A 21,081-nucleotide genomic window follows, 5' to 3' on the forward strand; every position below is an offset into this window, starting at 1 on the left:
ATCCCGGGTTTTCCGCCCGCAAGAGGGTCTTGATCAGGTAGAGGAGCCCGCAGTTTCTCACTCGAAAGAGTTGTGGCGGCGGCCCGCGCGGGGACCACGTAGGCTCGGCGTACCGAACATCAGTCGTCGAAATGCCAGGAGTGACCGTGATTCCCGGTGGTGGTCAGCCCAACATGCAGCAGCTCCTCCAGCAGGCCCAGAAGATGCAGCAGGACCTCGCGCGCGCCCAGGAGGAGCTCGCCGCGACGGAGGTCGAGGGACAGGCGGGCGGTGGCCTGGTCACGGCGACGGTGACCGGCTCCGGTGAGCTGCGCGGCCTGGTGATCGACCCCAAGGCCGTCGACCCGGAGGACACCGAGACGCTGGCCGATCTGGTCGTGGCCGCGGTCAAGGCCGCCAACGACAACGCCCAGGAGCTGCAGCAGGCCAAGCTGGGCCCGCTGACCCAGGGCCTGGGCGGCATGCCGGGCCTGGGCTTCTGAGCCCCGCGCTCGTGTCCCCGGGGTTTCTGAGCCGCGCGCTCGTGTCCCCGGGCCGCTGAGGCCGCTGAGCCCTGGCTCGCGTCCCCGCGCTGTCCCTGGGCTTCTAAGGCGTCGCTTCAGCCACTACCGTAAGAATCAAGCAGACCCGAGAAGGGCGTTCCGTTGTACGAAGGCGTGGTTCAGGACCTCATCGACGAACTGGGCAGGCTGCCCGGCGTCGGTCCCAAGAGCGCGCAGCGGATCGCCTTCCACATCCTCCAGGCCGAGCCGACCGACGTACGCCGGCTCGCGCACGCGCTGCTGGAGGTCAAGGAGAAGGTCAGGTTCTGCGCGGTCTGCGGCAATGTGGCGCAGCAGGAGCAGTGCAACATCTGCCGCGACCCGCGCCGGGACCTGTCCGTCATCTGTGTGGTCGAGGAGCCGAAGGACGTCGTGGCGATCGAGCGGACGCGCGAGTTCCGCGGGCGGTACCACGTGCTCGGCGGCGCCATCAGTCCGATCGAGGGCGTCGGCCCGGACGATCTGCGCATCCGGGAGCTGCTCGCGCGGCTCGCGGACGGCACGGTCACCGAGCTGATCCTGGCGACCGACCCGAACCTGGAGGGCGAGGCCACCGCGACGTACCTGGCGCGGATGATCAAGCCCATGGGACTGAAGGTCACGCGTCTCGCGAGCGGCCTGCCGGTCGGCGGCGATCTGGAGTACGCCGACGAGGTCACCCTCGGCCGTGCCTTCGAGGGGCGGCGCCTGCTAGATGTATGACGACAGGGCCGACACGGCTCGTGCGCTCGCTCGTGAGCTCAAGGGAGGCACCCTCGATGTCTGACCCCACGCTGCACTCCATCATGCAGGACCCGGACGACTTCGCGGTCCAGATCGCCGACTCGATCGAGTCCTTCATCGTGGCCACCACGGAAGTCGCCAAGGGCGACGAGCCCGACAGCGCGGTGCCGTTCCTGCTCCTGGAGATCTCGCAGCTGCTGCTCGCGGGCGGGCGGCTCGGCGCGCACGAGGACATCGTCCCGGACGAGCGCTACGAGCCGGACACGGGCCCGGACCTGGACGTCGACGACCTGCGTATGCGGTTCGCGGCGCTGCTGGAGCCGGTGGACGTGTTCTCGGAGGTCTTCGACCCGTACGAGCCGCGCAAGGCGCCGGTGCCGTGCCGGATCTCCGACAACCTCGCCGACATCGTCATGGATCTGCGCCACGGCCTGGCCCACTACCGCGCCGGGCGGACGAGCGAGGCCCTGTGGTGGTGGCAGTTCTCGTACTTCTCCAACTGGGGTCCGACGGCCTCCGGGACCCTGCGCGCCCTGCAGTCGCTGGTCTCCCACGTCCGCCTCGACCAGCCGCTGGCCGCGCTGGACGGGCTCGACACGGACGAGGACCTGACGGAGGACGACCTCGCGGAGGAGGCGGGCCGCGTCATGGCGGCGGAGATCGCGGGCCCGCTGGGCCTCGGGACGCTGAAGAAGTAGACGGAACCCTCCTGCCCATCTCGGCAGAGCGTCGACGGGCGACGCCTGAGCGCGGGCGTGGAGGCCGGGGAGCGCCCACCCGCCATGTGACCCCTCCCACAACTCCGCGTACCGCGCCGCCCCTGGGGCAGGGAGTCGACCACGGGCAGTCCGGGCGACCGGCCGAGATCACTGATTGAGCGGGACATCTCAGGATGTGATATACGGTCGGCGATTCCGGGCTGCTCGTTAAACTGAGCCGACCGCAGTGATGACTGCGGCAGAGACCGAGCGAGGAGCGCACGTGGGCCTTGTCGTGCAGAAGTACGGAGGCTCCTCCGTTGCCGATGCCGAAGGCATCAAGCGCGTCGCCAAGCGGATCGTGGATGCCAAGAAGAACGGCCACCAGGTGGTCGTCGTGGTTTCCGCGATGGGCGACACGACGGACGAGTTGATCGATCTCGCCGAGCAGGTATCCCCGATCCCTGCCGGGCGTGAATTCGACATGCTGCTGACCGCCGGAGAGCGGATCTCCATGGCCCTGCTGGCCATGGCGATCAAAAACCTGGGCCACGAAGCCCAGTCGTTCACGGGCAGCCAGGCCGGTGTCATCACCGACTCGGTCCACAACAAAGCGCGCATCATCGATGTCACGCCGGGCCGGATCCGTACCGCCCTCGACGAGGGCAACATCGCGATCGTCGCCGGCTTCCAGGGCGTCAGCCAGGACAAGAAGGACATCACCACGCTGGGGCGTGGCGGTTCCGACACCACGGCCGTGGCGCTCGCCGCCGCGCTGGACGCCGAGGTCTGCGAGATCTACACCGATGTCGACGGTGTGTTCACGGCGGACCCGCGCGTGGTGAAGAAGGCGAAGAAGATCGACTGGATCTCCTTCGAGGACATGCTGGAGCTCGCCGCCTCCGGCTCCAAGGTGCTGCTGCACCGGTGCGTCGAGTACGCACGCCGTTACAACATCCCGATCCACGTCCGCTCGTCCTTCTCGGGGCTGCAGGGTACGTGGGTCAGCAACGAACCGCGAGGGGACCGCAAGGTGGAGCAGGCCATCATCTCCGGTGTCGCCCACGACACCTCCGAGGCGAAGATCACCGTTGTCGGCGTGCCGGACAAGCCGGGCGAGGCGGCGGCCATCTTCCGGGCCGTCGCGGACGCCGAGATCAACATCGACATGATCGTGCAGAACGTGTCCGCCGCCTCCACCGGTCTGACGGACATCTCCTTCACCCTCCCCAAGGCCGAGGGCCGCAAGGCCATCGACGCCCTGGAGAAGGCGAAGGGCGCGATCGGCTTCGACTCGCTGCGCTACGACGACCAGATCGGCAAGATCTCCCTGGTCGGCGCCGGTATGAAGACGAACCCGGGCGTCACCGCCTCCTTCTTCCAGGCGCTGTCCGACGCGGGCGTGAACATCGAGCTGATCTCGACCTCCGAGATCCGCATCTCGGTCGTGACCCGCCAGGACGACGTCAACGACGCCGTGACGGCCGTCCACACCGCCTTCGGACTCGACAGCGACTCGGACGAGGCCGTTGTCTACGGCGGCACCGGCCGGTGACGTGGTCGCGGCCGCTGACGTGCCGCAGTTGAGCCGCAAGCCGACGCTCGCGGTCGTGGGAGCGACCGGAGCCGTCGGTGCGGTGATGCTCCAGCTCCTGTCGCAGCACGCCGACGTCTGGGGCGAGATCCGGCTCGTCGCCTCCTCCCGCTCGGCCGGCCGCAAGCTGGCCGTGCGGGGGGTGGAGACGGAGGTCCTCGCGCTGAGCGAGGACGTCCTGGAGGGCGTCGACCTCGCCCTCTTCCTCGTGCCCGAGGACGTGGCGGCGCGGTGGGCGCCGATCGCCGCCGCCAAGGGCGCGGTGGTCGTGGACACGTCGGCGGCCTTCCGGCTGGATCCGGACGTGCCGCTGGTGGTGCCCGAGATCAACCCGCACGCGGTACGGGTGCGGCCCCGCGGGATCGTCGCCAGCCCCGGCTGCTCCACGCTGGCGCTGATCGTCGCCGTGGGCGCCCTGCACGCCGAGTTCGGGGTCAGTGAGCTGGTGGTGACCGTCCAGCAGGCCGCGAGCGCCGGCGGGCAGGCCGGCGCCGCCGCCCTGCGCCGGCAGCTGTCGCTGGTGGCCGGGACCGATCTCGGCAACCACCCCGGTGACGTACGGCGTGCCGTCGGCGACGACACCGGCCCCTTCCCCGGGCCCGTCGCCCTCAACGTCGTGCCCTGGTCGGGGGTGCCGATGGAGGACGGCTGGTCCTCCGAGGAGCTCCGCGTCCGCCACGAGACGCGCAAGATCCTCGGCCTGCCCGGGCTGCCGGTCGCCGCCACCTGTGTGCGCGTACCCGTGCTGACCGCCCACTCCGTCTCCGTCCACGCGCGTTTCGAGCACCCCGTCACCGTCGGGCGCGCGCACGAGATCCTGGCCACCTCGCCGGGCGTGGTCCTGTACGACGACCCGGCCGCGGGCGACTTCCCCACGCCCGCCGACGTCGTGGGCACGGACCCCACCTGGGTGGGGCGGGTGCGCCGCTCGATGGACGACGAACGGTCCCTGGAGTTCTTCGTCTGCGGCGACAACCTCCGCAAGGGCGCCGCCCTCAACGCCGTACAGATCGCCGAGGCGGTCATCCGGCCGGAGCGCCGCGAGCGTCCGGAAATCGACACCCGGTGACCGTTCGATTTCGTAGAATCTGTGGACGTCCTGTGATCAAGTCGCCAGCGAAGCGCTCTTGAACTGGGACGATGCCATGTTCGAGGATGTTTTTCTCCCTTACTGCAACCGGTGGTCGGGTGGGAAGCGTCTCCGCGTGCGCCCGTGCGGTGTGCCGCGAAACGTGCTGCGAATACGGGGCATTGGGGATGAACGGGTGCGCATGACGGCAAAGGGAACACCGTCGAAAACGGTGGCGTACGCGTACAACCCTGACGGGGGGAAGCGTGTCCAACAGGCGTGGCAGAGGTACTCGACATCGCAGCGGTCGTCCCGCTCCGCGGCGCGGCGGCCGCCCCGCTCAGGGGCCCCGTCGCCGTCCCCGTACGCGGCACCGTCGTGCACCCGCTCCGGCGTCCGCGCCCGGCGGGCGGCATGCCGGTGATCGCACGCACGCCCGCCAGAGCCCGGACGTCCGGAGTGATCGGCATCCCCGCGCCGCGCGACAGCGCTGACGGCACCGTGGCGGCGGGCACCACCGTCGACCACCTGACCGAGACCTACCGCGCCCACTACCGCTCGCTGCTCGGCCTCGCCGCGCTGCTCCTGGACGACACGGCCTCCTGCGAGGACGTGGTGCAGGAGGCGTTCATCCGCGTCCACTCGGCGCGCAACCGCGTCCGGGACCCGGAGAAGACGCTCGCCTATCTGCGTCAGACGGTCGTCAACCTCTCCCGTTCCGCGCTGCGCCGCCGCATCCTCGGACTCAAGCTGCTGTCCAAGCCGATGCCGGACATGGCGAGCGCGGAGGAGGGGGCGTACGACCAGCTGGAGCGGGACGCGCTCATCAAGGCGATGCGCGGGCTGCAGCGCCGGCAGCGCGAGGTGCTGGTCCTGCGGTACTTCGCGGACATGACGGAGGCCCAGGTCGCCGCGACGCTCGGCATATCCCTCGGGTCGGTGAAGGCGTACGGCTCGCGGGGCATCGCGGCGCTGCGTGTCGCGATGGAGGCGACGGCATGAGCTCCGGCGACACGAACCCCCGCCTCGACGGCGGCTCCGGCGGCGTCTTCGGCTCCGGTGGTGCCAGTGGGCCGCCCGACGATGAACGCGACGACATGGGACTGGGACACGGGATTGTGAACGACGGGCCCGACAAGGCGCAGGCCGACGACCTCCTGGGGGGCGACGACCCCTTCGGAGACGACGAGCTCGCGCTTCGACGGCTGCTCCAGGGCGCCGTCGCCGACCTCGAGCCCACCGACGGCGCGCTCGACCATCTGCGCCGCGCGGTGCCCGCGCGACGCGCCCGCAAGCGCCAGGCCATCGTCGGCATCGCCGCCGCCGTCGTGCTGATCGGCACGGCCGTCCCGGCGTTCGTGCACGTCGCCAACTCCGGCGGGACCTCCACCGACCAGGCCGTCAACGCCGGACACGGCGAGCAGGCCCAGGGCGGCACCGGCGCCGAGACCGGGATCGAGGGCGGCGAGAAGGGCGCGGACACGCCGACCGGGACCACCGGCCCCCGCCAGGGCGAGGCCGAGGGCGGGAAGCCCGCGGCATCCGCCTCCGGCGAGACGGGCGGCGCGGAGCCGGGCACGAAGCCGTCCGCCGGCGAACAGCCGGACGCCTCACCCGTGTGCGAGGCCGACCAGCTGGGCGTCAGCTCGGTGTGGGCGGGCGCGCCCGACGCGGAGGGGAAGGTCTACGGCACCTTCCGCATCGCCAACGTCTCCGGCCGCGACTGCGTGGTGAACGGCGCGGGCAGCGTCGGCTTCGCGACCAAGGGAGCGGCCGACCCGTCCAAGATCACGGTCGTCACCCACACGCCAGGGGACGCGGCGAGCGGACTGCCCGACCCCTCGCAGGAATCCCCGAAGCTGCTCCTGGCGCCGGACAACGCCTACGAGGTGAAGTTCGCCTGGGTCCCCAAGGAGACCTGTCCCACCACGGGAACCTCACCCGATCCCACCACCCCGACGGACGCCGGCGGGGCCTCGTCCGGGTCCACCGGATCGACCGACAGCGGATCGGCGAGCAACGACGCGTCGACCCAGCTCGGCGCGGAGGACGGCACCCCGGCCGAAGGCAGCGTCGAGGTCACCCACACCGCGGAACCGGGCGCCCCGGCCGCCGCGACGACGATCCCCCACGCCTGTGCCGGAACGATCTATCGCACGGGCGTGCTGGACGCGTCCTGACCCGACGGCCGGCACCGGCACCCGCCGGGGCGGCACCCGCCGGAACCGGCACCGAAACCCAGCGGCACCGAAACCCAGCGGCACCCGCACCCGTCGGGGCGGCACCCGCCCGGCGGCTACAGGCCCAGCTCCGCGTCCCGCTGGGCCTCCACCTCGCGGCGCAGCAGGCGGAACCACATGAAGACGACGAAGCCGGCGAAGACGAACCACTCCGCGGTGTAGCCGAGGTTCTGGAACGCCTTCAGGTCCAGGGACGTGCCCGCCGCGGCCGCCGCCGGGACCGGGGTCAGGCCGTCGGGGGAGTCGGTGAGCGTCACCCACGCGTCGTACACGTCGTCGCTGACCACGTTGATCAGGGCTCCCGCGCTGATCATGCCGACCTGGCCCTCGGGCAGCCCGCCCGCCGCGTGGACGCCCTTGGTGCCGGCGTTCTCGGACGCCTGGAGGGCGCCCACCACCGTGACCTCGCCGGACGGCGGGGCCGGCGCCTTCGCACCGGCCGGCAGCCAGCCCCGTACCACCGGCAGGGACTTGCCACCGTCCGTCCGCAGCATCGTCAGGACGTAACCGCCACTGCGGCCGTCGAGCTCACGATCCGGCACCAGGAACTGCTCGCCGTACCGGCCGCTCGCCTCCGCGTGCCTGCCGGAGGTCTCCTTGTCCACCGGCAGGAGCTTCTCCAGCGGCTCGGTCCTCAGCGTGCCCGGGTCCGGGGCCCGCTCCGCCTCCCGGTGGGTGTCGACGCGATCCTCGAACTTGCCCATCTGCCAGGTCCCCATGAACAGGCAGAACGGGATCGCCAGCAGGACGAAGACGTTGATCCCCCACCAGCGGGGCGTTCTCAGGAACCGGTACACCCCTCCACGGTACGCAGCCGCCTCACCCCCCGACCGGCCGGGTCCCCAGGTGACGCGCGGCGAAGGCGAGCTCCAGGCGGACCTGCTTGATCCGCTCCTCCACCACCAGGGAGCCGTGCCCCGCGTCGTACCGGTACACCTCGTGGACCGCGCCCCGGGCCGCGAGCCGCTCGACGTAGTTGTCGATCTGCCGGATCGGGCAGCGCGGGTCGTTGACGCCCGCCGAGATGTAGACAGGGGCCGTCACCTTGTCCACGTACGTCAGCGGCGACGAGGCCTCGAAACGGTCCGGCACCTCCTCCGGCGAGCCGCCGAACAGCGTCCGGTCCAGCGCCTTCAGAGCCTCCATCTCGTCCTCGTACGCCGTCACATAGTCCGCGACGGGCACGGCGGCCAGCCCCACCGACCAGGAGTCCGGCTGGGTGCCGAGCCCGAGCAGGGTCAGATAACCGCCCCAGGACCCGCCCGACAGGACCAGCTTCGCCGGGTCGGCGAGCCCCGAGACCACCGCCCACTCACGGACCGCCGCGACGTCCTCCAGCTCGATCAGACCGACCCGGTGCTTCAGCGCGTCCGTCCACTCCCGGCCGTAACCCGTCGAGCCGCGGTAATTGACCCGCACCACCGCGTAGCCGTGGTCGATCCAGGCCGCCGGGCCGGAGGCGAAGGCGTCGCTGTCGTGCCAGGTCGGACCGCCGTGCACCTCGAAGACGGTCGGAAAGGGCCCCTCGCCCTCCGCCGGCCGCTGCACCAGGGCGTGGATGCGGCCGCCGGGCCCCTCCACCCACACGTCCTCCACCGGCACCGAGTCCGGGGCCTTCCGGCCCGGCGGGTCGAGGACGACCCCGCCCGCGGTCGAGCGCACCACCGGCGGCCGCGCGGCCGACGACCACAGGTACTCCACGCTGCCGTCGGGGCGGGCCGTGGCGCCCGACACCGACCCGGCCGGGGTCTCGACCCGTACCAGCGCGCCCGTGGCGATGTCGTACCGCCACAGCTCACTGCGTGCCTCGAAGCTGTGCACGATCAGAAGCCCGGAGCCGTCCGGATACCACTCCGCCGACACGTCGCCCGGCAGGTCGAGCCGGAGATCGGTCTCCTCGCCCGTCGCCACGTCCCACAGCAGCGGCTCCCAGCGGCCCCGCCGCTGATGGCCCACGAGCAGCCGGGTGTCACCGGCCACCGGAGCGAAGCCGAGCACCGCGAGACCCAGCTCCTCCGTGCCACCCCGGGTGTCGTCGAGCTCAGCCAGCACCGAGGAGTCCGCGGCCCGCAGCACGCGCAGCGCCGCGTGCATGGCGTCCCCGTGCTCCGTGTGCTCGATCGCGATCAGGGACCCGTCGTAGGAGAGATCACCGACACCCGCCGACTCCCGGTGCCGGTAGATCTCTATCGGCGCCGAGCCGTCCCGTACGAGATGGACCGTCGATCCCTCCTCGTCCGTCGAGCGGCCCACGACGACCGTGCCGTCCCGGCCGATCGCGAGCCCCGCCGGATAGGAGGGCGCGAGCCCGGGCACCGCCGGCTCGTCCGCGCCGCCCTCGAAGGGCTGGCGCATCCACACCCCGAACTCGTCCCCGTCCTTGTCGGAGAACCACCAGATCCACCGGCCGTCCGGGGACAGCATGCCGTCCGTCGTCCCGTTCGGCCGGTCCGTGACCTGCCGCTGCGTGCCGCTCGCCCGGTCCCAGGCGTACAGCTCGTACGTACCCGTCGCGTTGGACACGAACAGCGAACGGTCCGGCGCCTCCTCGGCCCACTCGGGCAGGGACACGCGCGGCGCCCGGAAGCGCTGCTCCCACAGGGGCATGTCGGCGAAGTCATTGGTCTCAGTCATGGCCCCCATCATGCTCCGTGCCGCCGACAAACCGCTCGCATCGTCCTCAGCCTGTGGATAACCTCCGGCCATGTACTCACCGACCCCCGCCGACTGGCGCGAGACCAACCGGGCCCGCTGGGACGAACGCGTCGCCATCCACGCCGCCAGTGAGTTCTACGACCTCGACGCGTTCCGGGCCGGCAAGGAGGCACTGCGCGACTTCGAACTCGCGGAGGTCGGCGACGTCACCGGCCGCTCGCTGCTCCACCTCCAGTGCCACATCGGCCTGGACACCCTCTCCTGGGCCCGGCACGGCGCCTCGCACGTCGTCGGCCTCGACTTCTCCGAGCCCGCCGTCGAAACCGCCCGCTCGCTCGCCGCCGACCTCGGCCTCGCCCCCGACCGGGCCGCGTTCGTCGCCGCCGACGCCTATGACGCCGTCGAGGCCGTCCCCGACTCCTCGTACGACATCGTCTACACCGGCACGGGGGCGCTGTGCTGGCTGCCGGACATCGACCGCTGGGCCGAGACCGCCGCCGCGCTCGTCGCCCCCGGCGGCTTCCTGTACGTCGCGGAGTTCCATCCGCTCGCCGACTCCCTGGACGACGAGACGGGGACGCGGGTCGTGCACGACTACTTCACCCGCGACGCCTGGGTGGACACCACTCCGGGGACGTACGCCGACGTCGACGCCGCCACCGTCCACAACCGCAGCGTGGAGTGGGTGCATCCGGTCGGCGAGGTCGTGACGGCGATAGCCAGGGCCGGACTGCGGATCGAGTTCCTGCACGAGCACGACGTCTCGCTCGTCCCGCGCTTCGGAACGCTGCGGCGGCGGGAGGACGGGTACTACCGCTTCCCCGCCGACCGCCCGCGCGTCCCGCTGATGTACTCGCTCAAGGCGTCCCGCCCGGAGTGAGGCCGCGCGGTCAACCGCGGGATCTGTCCGCCACCGGCTCCGTCGGTGGCGGCGGCGGTGGTGGCCGCTTGCGTACGAGGGTGGTGGCGACCGCGGCGGCCAGCGCGGTGGCGCCGAGGCCGAGCGCGAGGCCGGAGGGACCGGAGTCGTCGACGGTCTCGGAACGGGTCTCGGGCTGGACTCCAGCCGGACCGGGCTGATCGGCGGCGGCCGGCCCGCCGCCGAGTACGTAGACGAGGGCGAGGACGAGTACGACGGCGGCGGGTACGGCGGTCCGGGGTACCTGCCTGATGTCCATGTATCCAGGGGAACGGACGGCACCGGGCCGGGCCACCCCACGGCCCCCGTTCGGGTCAACGCGCGGTTCGACGGGCGGTCCGGCGGCTGGCGTCAGCGAGGGGCGGTCACCGTCGGGTCGGCCACGGGGATCTCGTTCGACGTGCCGTCCGGCGAGAGCCAGGCCATGCCGATGAGCAGGAAGACCACGAACGCGATGCCCCCGGCCACGGCGGCCGTCTTCCTCGGACGGCGCCGGGAGAGCTCCGCGAGTCCGCTCTCGGCACGCCGCGGCGCCTGCCGACGCGACGGCGGCACGGCCGAGGGTCCGGTCCGGGGTCTCGTCGAGGGTCTGGAGTGCGGTCTCGCCTGGTGCCCGCCCTGCGGCGCCATCCGTGCGGTCGTGTGCGGTACGGGCCGGCTCTGGGGCTGGAGAGGCGGCTGAGGATGTTCGCGCCAGGCCCCGGAGGCGAACCAGTCGGCGATGGCCCGGGCGGTGGGCCGCTGCTCCGGCTGCTTGGCCAGCAGCGTGAGGAGGTACGCCTCGAACGCGGCCGGCAGTCCCACCCCCAGCTGCCGGGGCGGCGCGGGCGGCGTGTCGATGTGCTGGTACAGCAGGGCCGTCGCGGTGTCGCCCTGGAACGGGGGCCGTCCGGTGAGGAGTTGGTACAGCACGCAGCCCAGCGAGTACACGTCGGACGCCGGCGAGGCGGGCTGCCCGAGCGCGCGCTCCGGGGCGAGATAGAGGCCGGTGCCGACGATCTGCCCGGTGGTGGTGAGCGCGGCCGACGGATCGTCGACGAACCGGGCGATGCCGAAGTCGGCGAGCTTCACGGCCCCGCCCGCGTCGACCAGCAGGTTCCCGGGCTTGATGTCCCGGTGCACCACACCCTCGCGATGGGCGGCGGCCAGCCCGGCGGCGGCGTGCGCGGCGATGACGGCGACCCGCTCCGGGGGCAGCGCCGAGGGGCCGCCCGCGTCGGCTGCGAGGCTGGGCCCGTCGACCAACTCCATGACGAGGAACAGCTTTCCGTCCCACGTACCGAAGTCGAAGACGCCCACGACATGCGGATGACTCAGCCGCGCCGCCGTCTGCGCCTCCAGCCGGAACCGCTCACCCGCCGAAGGATCCGACTCGTGCCCGAGCATCAGCTTCACGGCGACGGCCCGGCCGAGGACCTCGTCGGTGGCCTGCCACACCTCGCCCATGCCGCCACGCCCGATACACATCTGAAGCCGATATCGGTCCGCGACCAGCACCTGAGACCCAGCCTTTCGTCGGTCAGCCACCTGACAGGAACACTCCAGAGTAGAGCGACCCGATCACTGCTCCGATCCCGAGCCACCCCTCGGTCCCCCCCACCTCGAAACGAGCCAGGGCCCCGACCCGCTCTCGCGGCCCGGGCCCCCGGTACTCCGACTGCCGAGACGTCAGATCCGGCGCACGCCCCTTCGTCCCGGAGTCCGTGCTGCCACTCCCCTTTGCCAAGGGGCTACTTGTGCGGCCAGCGCGTCCCTGCACCTGCCTGACCCAGCTCAACTCATCTCTTCGCGGGCGACCTTGAGGTCGTCCACCAGGCAGACATCCTGAGACCATTGCCCAGGCCATGCGGCAAGTATCAGATCTTTCGTCTCCGCTTGGCCAGCATGGTCCGCTTCTCGGTGAGGCGGGTGGCTTGAGTGACGACTCCCTCGGCGTCGATGCGGATCAAGGTGACTGTCTGGCCGCGCCAGGGAAACCCATCCTCGACGGAGCTGGTACGACGGAGGGACGAGGCGTTCAACCGACTAGAAGTGATACGCGGAGCACTTGAGGACCCGGCCACGGGTTTGAGTGTTCTGTACGTGACCTGGATCAGGTGATTCGCGACCTCGAGACGAGCGCCGCTTCCGGGAAGGATCAGGATCTGGCGACGTGGGCCCTGGCTGCGGCCGTGTACCGCAGGACCGCCCTCGCGGTGGATCAGAACCGGCTCCCAAGGGGACCTCGGAAACGAGTCAGAGGCCCGACCCGCTCTCGCGGATCAGGCCCCTGACCTGGTACTTCTCTGTCGGGGTGGCGGGATTTGAACCCACGACCTCTTCGTCCCGAACGAAGCGCGCTGCCAAGCTGCGCTACACCCCGATGTCGCTGCTCTGTACTTCACGTCGCGGCGACATCGATTACTTTAGCCCACCGGCGCCCGGAGACGAAATCCGGTTTTCGCTGCCCCGAGCCGCAGGTCGGACGCGGTCCAGACCGATGATCATGAGTCCGGGGCCCCGGAAGGCGAACGCGCGCCCCCCCCTCAGTCCCGCGCCGTCAGTGTCAGCAAGGTCGCCTCCGGTGGGCAGGCGAAGCGGACCGGGGTGAAGCGGTTGGTGCCGCAGCCCGCCGAGACGTGGAGGAAGGAGGTCCGGCCCTCCGCCGTGTGCGTGGACAGGCCCTTGACCCGGTCCGTGTCCAGGTCGCAGTTGGTCACGAGGGCGCCGTAGAAGGGGACGCACAGCTGGCCGCCGTGGGTGTGGCCCGCCAGGATCAGTTCGTAGCCGTCCGCCGTGAAGGAGTCGAGCGTGCGCAGATACGGGGCGTGGACCACGCCCATCGAGAAGTCGGCCGAGGAGTCGGGGCCGCCGGCCACCTGGGCGTAGCGGTCGCGCTTGATGTGCGGGTCGTCCAGGCCGGTGAAGGCGAGCTCCAGGTCCGGGAGCTTGAGCCGGCCGCGGGTGTTCGTCAGGTTCACCCAGCCCGCCGCGTCGAACGCGTCACGCATGCCCTCCCACGGGTTGTGGATCGCGCCGACCACCGGTGCGTTGCCGTTCAGGCCGTGGCGGCCCTGGGTCTTCTCCAGCAGATAGCGGGCGGGGTTGCGCAGCCGCGGGCCGTAGTAGTCGTTGGAGCCGAAGACGTACACGCCCGGGAACTCCATCAGCGGGCCGAGCGCGTCCACGACCTCCGGCACCGCGTCCGTGTCGGAGAGGTTGTCGCCGGTGTTGACGACGAAGTCCGGGCGCAGGCCCGCCAGCGACTGCAGCCACGCCCGCTTCTTGCGCTGACCGCACACCATGTGGATGTCGGAGACCTGAAGGACCCGAAGATCGCGCATGCCGCGCGGGAGGACGGGGACCGTCACCCGTCGGAGCCGGAACGAGCGGGCCTCGAAGCCCGCCGCGTAGACGAGTCCGGCCGCGGCCGTCGCCGTGAGACCTGCCGTGATCTTCAGGGGGATCCCGTACCGTGCGCGCATCCCTCCATCGTCGCAGACGGAGCCGGTTCCGTTGCCGTGCGGGCGGCCACCCGGGGGTGGTCCGCACGAGCGAGCGTTAATGCGCGGGCGGGCAGCGCGCCCCACCTGACACACTTGGCCCCATGACCACGCTCAAGGCCAAGCTGCAGGACGACCTCAACGCCGCCATCAAGGAGCGCGACGAGCTCCGCTCCTCGACGCTGCGGCTCACCCTCGCCGCGATCACGAAGGAGGAGGTCGCCGGCAAGACCAAGCGCGAACTCTCCGACGACGAGGTGCAGAAGGTGATCGCCAAGGAGGCGAAGAAGCGCCGTGAGGCCGCGGACGCCTTCGCCCAGGGCGGTCGCGCCGAGTCGGCCGAGCGGGAGAAGGCGGAGGGCGTCATCCTCGACGCGTACCTGCCGCAGCAGCTCAGCGACGAGGAGCTGGAGCAGATCGTCGCCGCGGCCGTCGCCGAGGCCACGAGTGCGGGCGCCGAGGGGCCGCGCGCGATGGGCGCCGTCATGAAGATCGTGAACCCGAAGGTCGCCGGCCGCGCCGAGGGCGGGCGGGTCGCCGCGACCGTCAAGAAGCTCCTCGCGGGCTGACGCGCCGGGCCCGTTTTTTCTGTACGTACGCGTGAGGGGCGCCCCCCAGACCCGGGGGGCGCCCCTCGCACATGTCCTACGTCGTCCTACCGGCCGTTGCCGCCCCCGCCGTTCCCGTTGCCGCGGCCGTTGCCTCCGCCGATCAGGTCCGGCGGGATGGTGATCTCCGGCAGCCCGCCGCCGCCGTTGCCCGGCTCGCGGTCGCCCGGCTTGTCGTCGCCGCCCGGCCTCCTGTCCTTCTCCTTGTCCTCGGGCTTGTCGCCGCGCGGTACGGAGATGGGGGCGAAGTTCGGCGTCTCGCCGGCGCTGAGCGCGCCGGTCATCGCGATCTTCCAGATGGGGCCGGGCAGGCAGCCACCGCAGACCTTGTCGTAGGTCACGCCGCCGATGACGATGTCGTACATCGAGGTCTTCTCGCCGACGTCGTCGCCGACCCACACCGCCGTGGACAGGTTCGGCGTATAGCCGACGAACCAGGCGTCCTTGCGGTCGTTCGTCGTACCCGTCTTACCGGCGTTGTCGCGGTCGCTCAGACCGGCCTTCGTACCGGTGCCGTCCTCGACGACACCCTTCAGCATCTGGTTGATCGTGTCGGCGGTCCGCTCGCTCATCGCGCGCGAGCACTCGGTCCGCGGCACCTTCAGGTTCTCGCCGGACGCCGTCCTGATCGACTCGATGGCGATCGGCGTGCAGTACGTGCCCCGGTTGGCGAAGGTGGCGTACACGGCGGCCATGTCCAGCGGGGTGGCCTCCTGGCCGCCGAGGGTGATCGACGGAAGCTCCTTGAGCTTCTTGCCGAGCTCCCGCTCGTACCCCATCTTCTTCGCCATCTCGATCGTCTCGCAGAGGCCGGCCATCTGTTCCAGCTTCGCAAAGTACGTGTTGATGGACTTGCCGAGCGCGCTCGTCATGTCCCAGCTGCCGGCCTCGGACTCCAGCTCGTTCTGCAGCACCCAGTCGCCGGTACCGGCCGGGCCGCCGGCGCAGGTGGTGTACGAGTTCATGGGGATCGTGATCTTCCACGGGGTGGCGAAGGACTGCGCCGGGCTCAGCCCCTTCTCCAGCGCCGCCGCGGCCGTGATCGGCTTGAACGTCGAGCCGACCTGGAAGCCGTAGGTGGTGCCGCCCATCTTGCTGCCGACGGCCAGGTTGAGCGTGGTCTGGTGCTGCTTCTGGTCCAGGCCGTACGGGCGGGACTGACCCATCGACAGGATCTTGCCGCTGCCCGGCTCGACCTGGACCACCGAGGCGGCGACCTTGTCGTCCTCGTTGATCTTGGCGACGGCGGCCGCGTTCGCCGCCTCCTGCGCCCGCGGGGCGAGCGTGGTCCTGATGGTCAGGCCGCCGAGGTTCCACAGCTTCTGCCGTTCCTCGGCCGTCTTGCCGAAGACCGGGTCGGTCAGGATCGTCTTGCGGACGTAGTCGCAGAAGAAGCCGGCGCCGTCGACCGCGGTGATGCAGCCGTTCCGCGGCGCCTTCACCTTCAGCTTGATCGGGGTGGCCTTGGCCCGGTCCGCCTCGGCCTGGCTGATGTCCTTCACCTCGGCCATGCGCTGCAGCACCACGTTGCGCCGCTTGGTGGCTTCCTGGACGTCGTTGACCGGGTCGTAGCGGCTCGGCGACTGGACGAGGCCGGCCATCATCGCGGCCTCCTCCAGGCGGAGGTCGGCGGCGGGCTTGGAGAAGTAGCGCTGGGAGGCCGCCTCGATGCCGTACGCCTGCTGACCGAAGAAGGTGATGTTGAGGTAGTTCTCGAGGATCTTCTTCTTCCCCAGCTCCTCCTCGACCTGGATCGCGTACTTCAGTTCGCGCACCTTGCGGCCGATGGTCTGCTGGGTGGCCTGGGCGACCTTCTCGGGGTCGTCGCCCGCCTCCTCCACGAAGACGTTCTTCACATACTGCTGGGTGAGCGTGGACGCGCCCTGTGCCACGCCGCCCGACTGGGCGTTGCGGTTGATCGCGCGCAGCACGCCCTTGAGGTCGACGGCTCCGTGCTCGTAGAAGCGGGAGTCCTCGATCGCGACGATCGCCTTCTGCATGTACGGGGAGATCTTCTCCAGCGGCACGACCTTCCGGTCGCGCGAGTACACGGTGGCGAGGTGGCCGCCCTCGGAGTCGAGGATCGTGGTGCGCTGACTCAGCGGCGGTGTCTTCAGGTTGGACGGGATTTCGTCGAACCCCTCGACCGTGCCCTTCGCCGCCAGCCCCAGTGCCCCGGCCGCGGGCAGGGCGATGCCCGCCAGCACGGCCCCGGCGAGCACGCTGACACCGAGGAACTTCGCGGCCTGCTGGGTCCCGGTCAGACCTCCACCCGAGCGCTTGTTTGCCATGGGGGCAGCCTAATCCGTAGGTGGTGGCGTTCCGCAGGAGCGGGGGCCTCTCGGAGCGTTCGCGTACCAGACCGTGACATCCGCCCACGGTGCTTGGCGTCCGGCGGCCCATGGCGCTTGGTGTACGCGCGCGTGGCGGTGGGCGCGGCGCCGGGCGACGCGCCGGGGGCGTCACCGCTCTCATTTGCCGGACACGCGTACAGGCCTTGGCCTAAGCTGCTCTCAACTGTCACAGCAGTGTGGTCCCGCATCAAAGGGCCGGGCGTGACGTCGGTGTGGACACCCGTGAACCCGAATCGTGGGAACCCATGCCCGAATCCGCCCCATGCGTCACCCGACGTCCCCGGTGACCCCGTCGCGGAAGCGTCATCCGTGCCGGTATGCCGGTTTGGGTGCGCATGTCCCCGGGTCACTCCCCTGGGTGATCTGCCGCGTACGCATAGTCCGTTCGGGCCATTCAAGATTGGGCCCGAAGGGGGTGTTGCGCTGTGCCCACCTTCCGTAACGTCACCAACTGGTAGCGGTGAATATGCCGCTACCGCCGTGGGGGAGCCTCGATTCGGGAGAGGACGGCGCCGGTATGGGCTGGGTAGCTGACTGGAGTGCGCAGGCGGCCTGCCGCACTACCGATCCGGATGAACTTTTCGTGCAGGGCGCGGCGCAGAACAGGGCGAAGGCGGTGTGCACCGGGTGCCCGGTGCGGACCGAGTGCCTGGCCGACGCCCTCGACAACCGCGTGGAGTTCGGCGTGTGGGGCGGTATGACGGAGCGTGAGCGCCGTGCCCTGCTGCGTCGGCGGCCGACCGTCACCTCGTGGCGACGGCTGCTCGAGACCGCGCGTACGGAGTACGAGCGCGGCGCGGGCCTGCTGCCCGTGGCGATGGAGGACGACGCGACGTACGAGGCGTACGCCGCGGTGGGCTAGACCGGGTCGGACCGGGCTGGACTTGGTCGGACCGGCTTACCGAGTCGGGCCGGGCTGGACCGGAGGCACGTCCCGTACCAACTCAGGCCGAACGCATACGTCCGGCCGTGAGCCGATCACCGATGGCCCGCAGGCCGGCGAGATCGTGTACATCGCCGGGCAGCGCGGCCACTTCGGCGACCGCCACCTCAGGGTGGAGCGCGGTGAAGCGGTCGCGTGTGCGCTGTTCGCGTGCGAGGACCTGCATCCGCTCGGCGTGCAGACGGAGCAGCCCCGCGGTCAACTGCTGGACATCCGGGTCGTGCTCTGCTGTGGGGGCAGCCTCGGGTGTCTCAGGTGCTTCGGGTGTCTCGGGTGTTACGGGTCGTGCGGGAGGTACGGCGGCGGTGGCGGTGTCCGACGGCTCCGCGGAAGTCTCCCGGGGGCCACGCCCAGCAGTCTTCCCGGCCCCCTGATCCACAATGCGCCCCTCGTCAAGATTTTCCGCGGCGGCCCGCGCCCGATCGGCCGACAGCCGGGCGGCGCCGCTGCCGTGGACGCGGTTGAGGACCAGACCGGCCAGCGGCATCTCCTCGGCCGCCAGCCGCTCCACGAAGTAAGCGGCCTCGCGCAGAGCGTCCCGCTCCGGCGTCGCGACCACGAGGAAGGCCGTGCCCGGGGCCTGGAGCAGCCTGTACGTCGCGTCCGCCCGGGTCCGGAAGCCGCCGAACATGGTGTCCATGGCGGCCACGAAGGTCTGTACGTCCTTCAGGAACTGACCCCCCAGCAGCTTCCCCAGGGTCCCCGTCATCATCGACATGCCGACATTGAGGAACTTCATCCCCGCCCGGCCGCCCATCTTCGCGGGCGCCATGAGGAGCTTGATGAACTTCCCGTCGAGGAAGGACCCCAGCCGCTTCGGCGCGTCCAGGAAGTCGAGCGCGGAGCGGGACGGCGGGGTGTCGACGACGATCAGGTCCCACTCGTCGCGGGCCCGCAGCTGCCCGAGCTTCTCCATCGCCATGTACTCCTGCGTACCGGCGAAACCGGCCGACAGGGACTGGTAGAAGGGGTTATCCAGGATCGCCCTGGCCCGTTCGGGGTCGGCGTGCGCCTCGACGATCTCGTCGAAGGTCCGCTTCATGTCCAGCATCATGGCGTGCAGTTCGCCGGAGCCCGAGCCCTTGATGCCGTCGACCCTGCGGGGGACGTTGTCGAGCGAGTCGATCCCCATCGACTGGGCGAGCCGCCGCGCCGGGTCGATCGTCAGGACGACCACCCGCCTGCCACGCTCGGCCGCGCGTACGCCGAGGGCCGCCGCCGTCGTCGTCTTGCCGACCCCGCCGGCGCCGCAGCACACGATGATCCGGGTGCCCGGGTCGTCGATGAGCGGATCGAGTTCCAGGGCGGGCGCGGAGTCGAGCCCGTTCCCCGGGACCGGGATAACGTCCTTCGCCGTCACGCGCCCACCCCTTGCTTCCGCAGTTCCTTCGCCAGCCGGTACAGGCCGGCGATGTCCGCCCCGTCCCCCAGGAAGGGAAGTTCGTACGACGGCACGCCGAGCCCGGCGAGGACCGCCCGCTGTTCGCGCTCCAGCTCCACGCGCTGGGCGTGGTCCGCCGCCTGTTCGAGGAGCGGGCCGACCAGCTTCGTACCGCCGCTGACGCCCGCCGCGGCGAGGGTCCTCGCGATCGCGTCCCGGTGGTCTCCGGAGGCCGCCCGTACCGCCTCCTCGTCGAGGACGTGCGGACGGACCATGTTCACGATGACGTTGCCGACCGGCAGCTCCGCTTCCCGGAGCTCCGCGATGCCGTCCGCGGTCTCCTGGACCGGCATCTCCTCCAGCAGGGTCACCAGGTGCACGGCCGTCTCGGGGGACTTCAGCACCCGCATCACGGCCTGCGCCTGGTTGTGTATCGGACCGATCCTGGCCAGGCCCGCCACCTCGTCGTTGACGTTGAGGAAGCGGGTGATCCGGCCGGTCGGGGGCGCGTCCATGACGATGTGGTCGTAGGTGTGGCCGCCGTGCTTCTCGCGCCGGCGGACCGCCTCGCACGCCTTGCCGGTCAGCAGCACGTCCCGTACGCCGGGGGCGATCGTCGTCGCGAAGTCGATCGCGCCGAGTTTCTTCAGGGCCCGGCCGGCGCTGCCGAGTTTGTAGAACATCTGGAGGTAGTCGAGGAGGGCGCGCTCGGCGTCGATGGCCAGAGCGAAGACCTCGCCGCCGCCCGGGGCGACGGCGATCTTGCGTTCCTCGTACGGAAGGGCCTCCGTCTCGAAGAGCTGTGCGATGCCCTGTCTGCCTTCGACCTCCACGAGAAGGGTCCGCTTGCCCTCCGTCGCGAGGGCGAGCGCGAGGGCGGCGGCGACCGTCGTCTTACCGGTACCGCCCTTGCCGCTGACGACCTGGAGCCTGCTCACGCCTTCGAGCCTAACCACTGGCGCCGAAGCCCGGGCCACCGCCGCCCCATCCGAGTCTTGGTCGCCCGTGCGGGAGAGCGGGGGAGACGTCGGGGTCGCCCGTGCGGGAGGCCGGGTGGGGCAGCGGATACAGTCGGCTCCATGACCAAGTGGGAATACGCGACCGTGCCCCTTCTCGTGCACGCGACGAAGCAGATTCTGGACACCTGGGGCGAGGACGGGTGGGAGCTCGTCCAGGTCGTGCCCGGGCCGAACAACCCCGAGCAGCTCGTGGCCTACCTGAAGCGGCCGAAGCCGTGAGCGGGGCCGTAGAGGCCAAGCTGGCCGAGCTGGGACTGACCCTGCCCGAGGTCGTACCGCCGCTGGCCGCGTACCAGCCGGCCGTGCGGTCGGGCGTGTACGTCTACACCTCGGGCCAGCTGCCGATGGTGGAGGGCAAGCTTCCGGTGACCGGGAAGGTCGGCGGAGAGGTCACCGCCGAGGAGGCCAAGGAGCTCGCGGCCACCTGCGCGCTGAACGCCCTCGCGGCCGTGAAGTCCGTCGCCGGTGACCTGGACCGGATCAAGCGGGTCGTGAAGGTCGTGGGCTTCGTCGCCTCCGCCGCCGACTTCACCGGGCAGCCGGGCGTCATCAACGGCGCCAGCGAGCTGCTCGGCGCGGTCCTCGGCGACAAGGGTGTGCACGCGCGCAGCGCGGTGGGTGTGGCGGTGCTGCCGCTGGACGCCCCGGTCGAGGTCGAGGTCCAGGTGGAGCTCGAACAGGACTGACGTCCCGCCGTCCGCGAAGAGCCGGTTCCTCCTGCCCGGGGGGATCGGCTCTCGTGCGTCCGGGGCGGCGGTTCTTGGGGGGGGGGCCCCCCGGGGGGGGGGGGGGGCCGGGGGCGGGGGGGGGGGGGGGGGGGGCCGCGGGGGCGGGGGGGGGGGGGGGGGGCGGCG

The 21,081-nt window shown here is 71.0% G+C and carries 20 protein-coding genes and 1 tRNA gene; 12 read left to right on the forward strand and 9 right to left on the reverse strand.

Features of this window, described 5'->3' with window-relative positions; all coding sequences use genetic code 11:
- Positions 1-146 precede the first annotated feature (146 nt).
- From ACIRB4_RS22265 to ACIRB4_RS22295, 7 genes are all read left to right on the forward strand, one after another.
- Complete coding sequence (locus tag ACIRB4_RS22265; RefSeq protein ID WP_356888579.1) at positions 147-482, forward strand: YbaB/EbfC family nucleoid-associated protein; 336 nt, start codon at positions 147-149, stop codon at positions 480-482.
- A gap of 162 nt (positions 483-644) precedes the next feature.
- Entirely contained in the window at positions 645-1,244 is a 600-nt protein-coding gene (recR, locus tag ACIRB4_RS22270; protein WP_356888252.1) for a recombination mediator RecR, read from the forward strand.
- A 56-nt stretch (positions 1,245-1,300) separates the two neighbouring features.
- A complete protein-coding gene (locus ACIRB4_RS22275; protein ID WP_403293673.1) occupies positions 1,301-1,963 on the forward strand; it encodes a DUF5063 domain-containing protein in 663 nt (220 codons plus the stop codon).
- Between the two features lie 283 nt (positions 1,964-2,246).
- Positions 2,247-3,518: an aspartate kinase gene (locus ACIRB4_RS22280; RefSeq protein WP_403293674.1), complete on the forward strand. Its 1,272-nt coding sequence runs from the start codon at positions 2,247-2,249 to the stop codon at positions 3,516-3,518.
- Between the two features lie 28 nt (positions 3,519-3,546).
- Positions 3,547-4,626, forward strand: a complete 1,080-nt coding sequence (locus ACIRB4_RS22285) for an aspartate-semialdehyde dehydrogenase (protein WP_403294013.1) — start codon at positions 3,547-3,549, stop codon at positions 4,624-4,626.
- A 414-nt stretch (positions 4,627-5,040) separates the two neighbouring features.
- On the forward strand, positions 5,041-5,628 hold the full coding sequence (locus tag ACIRB4_RS22290; protein ID WP_403294015.1) for a SigE family RNA polymerase sigma factor: 588 nt from the start codon (positions 5,041-5,043) through the stop codon (positions 5,626-5,628).
- Complete coding sequence (locus ACIRB4_RS22295; protein WP_403293676.1) at positions 5,625-6,806, forward strand: hypothetical protein; 1,182 nt, start codon at positions 5,625-5,627, stop codon at positions 6,804-6,806. Before ACIRB4_RS22290 ends, ACIRB4_RS22295 begins: the two co-directional genes overlap by 4 nt.
- Before the next feature lie 116 nt (positions 6,807-6,922).
- On the opposite strand, the gene ACIRB4_RS22300 is transcribed toward ACIRB4_RS22295, so the two are convergent.
- Together ACIRB4_RS22300 and ACIRB4_RS22305 are read right to left on the reverse strand one after the other, a co-directional pair.
- Positions 6,923-7,663: an SURF1 family protein gene (locus tag ACIRB4_RS22300; protein WP_403293678.1), complete on the reverse strand. Its 741-nt coding sequence runs from the start codon at positions 7,661-7,663 to the stop codon at positions 6,923-6,925.
- A 22-nt stretch (positions 7,664-7,685) separates the two neighbouring features.
- Positions 7,686-9,509, reverse strand: coding sequence for a prolyl oligopeptidase family serine peptidase (locus ACIRB4_RS22305; protein ID WP_403293680.1), 1,824 nt, complete (start codon positions 9,507-9,509; stop codon positions 7,686-7,688).
- A gap of 61 nt (positions 9,510-9,570) precedes the next feature.
- On the opposite strand from ACIRB4_RS22305, the gene ACIRB4_RS22310 reads away from it, so the two are divergent.
- Entirely contained in the window at positions 9,571-10,401 is an 831-nt protein-coding gene (locus ACIRB4_RS22310; protein ID WP_403293682.1) for a class I SAM-dependent methyltransferase, read from the forward strand.
- Between the two features lie 10 nt (positions 10,402-10,411).
- On the opposite strand, the gene ACIRB4_RS22315 is transcribed toward ACIRB4_RS22310, so the two are convergent.
- From ACIRB4_RS22315 to ACIRB4_RS22330, 4 genes are all read right to left on the reverse strand, one after another.
- Entirely contained in the window at positions 10,412-10,699 is a 288-nt protein-coding gene (locus tag ACIRB4_RS22315) for a hypothetical protein (protein ID WP_403293683.1), read from the reverse strand.
- Between the two features lie 92 nt (positions 10,700-10,791).
- Complete coding sequence (locus ACIRB4_RS22320; RefSeq protein ID WP_403293685.1) at positions 10,792-11,907, reverse strand: protein kinase; 1,116 nt, start codon at positions 11,905-11,907, stop codon at positions 10,792-10,794.
- An 821-nt stretch (positions 11,908-12,728) separates the two neighbouring features.
- A tRNA-Pro gene (locus tag ACIRB4_RS22325) sits at positions 12,729-12,802 on the reverse strand.
- 163 nt (positions 12,803-12,965) lie between these two features.
- Positions 12,966-13,904 (reverse strand): metallophosphoesterase, encoded by a 939-nt coding sequence (locus ACIRB4_RS22330; RefSeq protein ID WP_403293687.1) that lies wholly within the window; start codon positions 13,902-13,904, stop codon positions 12,966-12,968.
- Positions 13,905-14,026: 122 nt separating this feature from the next.
- Here ACIRB4_RS22330 and ACIRB4_RS22335 point away from each other — a divergent pair, with 122 nt between their 5' ends.
- Entirely contained in the window at positions 14,027-14,491 is a 465-nt protein-coding gene (locus tag ACIRB4_RS22335) for a GatB/YqeY domain-containing protein (RefSeq protein WP_403293689.1), read from the forward strand.
- A gap of 86 nt (positions 14,492-14,577) precedes the next feature.
- Here the strand turns inward: ACIRB4_RS22335 and ACIRB4_RS22340 are convergent, their stop codons facing one another.
- On the reverse strand, positions 14,578-16,821 hold the full coding sequence (locus tag ACIRB4_RS22340) for a transglycosylase domain-containing protein (RefSeq protein ID WP_403293691.1): 2,244 nt from the start codon (positions 16,819-16,821) through the stop codon (positions 14,578-14,580).
- Positions 16,822-17,401: 580 nt separating this feature from the next.
- On the opposite strand from ACIRB4_RS22340, the gene ACIRB4_RS22345 reads away from it, so the two are divergent.
- The gene (locus ACIRB4_RS22345) at positions 17,402-17,746 is read left to right on the forward strand and encodes a WhiB family transcriptional regulator (RefSeq protein ID WP_026058363.1); all 345 of its coding nucleotides are present in this window, start codon (positions 17,402-17,404) and stop codon (positions 17,744-17,746) included.
- An 82-nt stretch (positions 17,747-17,828) separates the two neighbouring features.
- Here ACIRB4_RS22345 and ACIRB4_RS22350 read toward each other — a convergent pair whose 3' ends face one another.
- Positions 17,829-19,187, reverse strand: coding sequence for an ArsA-related P-loop ATPase (locus tag ACIRB4_RS22350; RefSeq protein WP_403293693.1), 1,359 nt, complete (start codon positions 19,185-19,187; stop codon positions 17,829-17,831).
- Positions 19,184-20,146, reverse strand: coding sequence for an ArsA family ATPase (locus ACIRB4_RS22355; protein ID WP_403293695.1), 963 nt, complete (start codon positions 20,144-20,146; stop codon positions 19,184-19,186). Before ACIRB4_RS22355 ends, ACIRB4_RS22350 begins: the two co-directional genes overlap by 4 nt.
- A 141-nt stretch (positions 20,147-20,287) precedes the next feature.
- On the opposite strand from ACIRB4_RS22355, the gene ACIRB4_RS22360 reads away from it, so the two are divergent.
- Entirely contained in the window at positions 20,288-20,446 is a 159-nt protein-coding gene (locus ACIRB4_RS22360) for a DUF4177 domain-containing protein (RefSeq protein WP_086785308.1), read from the forward strand.
- Positions 20,443-20,913, forward strand: coding sequence for a RidA family protein (locus ACIRB4_RS22365; RefSeq protein WP_403293698.1), 471 nt, complete (start codon positions 20,443-20,445; stop codon positions 20,911-20,913). The genes ACIRB4_RS22360 and ACIRB4_RS22365 overlap by 4 nt, the downstream gene beginning before the upstream one ends.
- The last annotated feature ends 168 nt before the right edge of the window (positions 20,914-21,081 follow it).

This window comes from Streptomyces sp. NPDC093600, from assembly GCF_044764755.1.
Classification (GTDB): domain Bacteria; phylum Actinomycetota; class Actinomycetes; order Streptomycetales; family Streptomycetaceae; genus Streptomyces.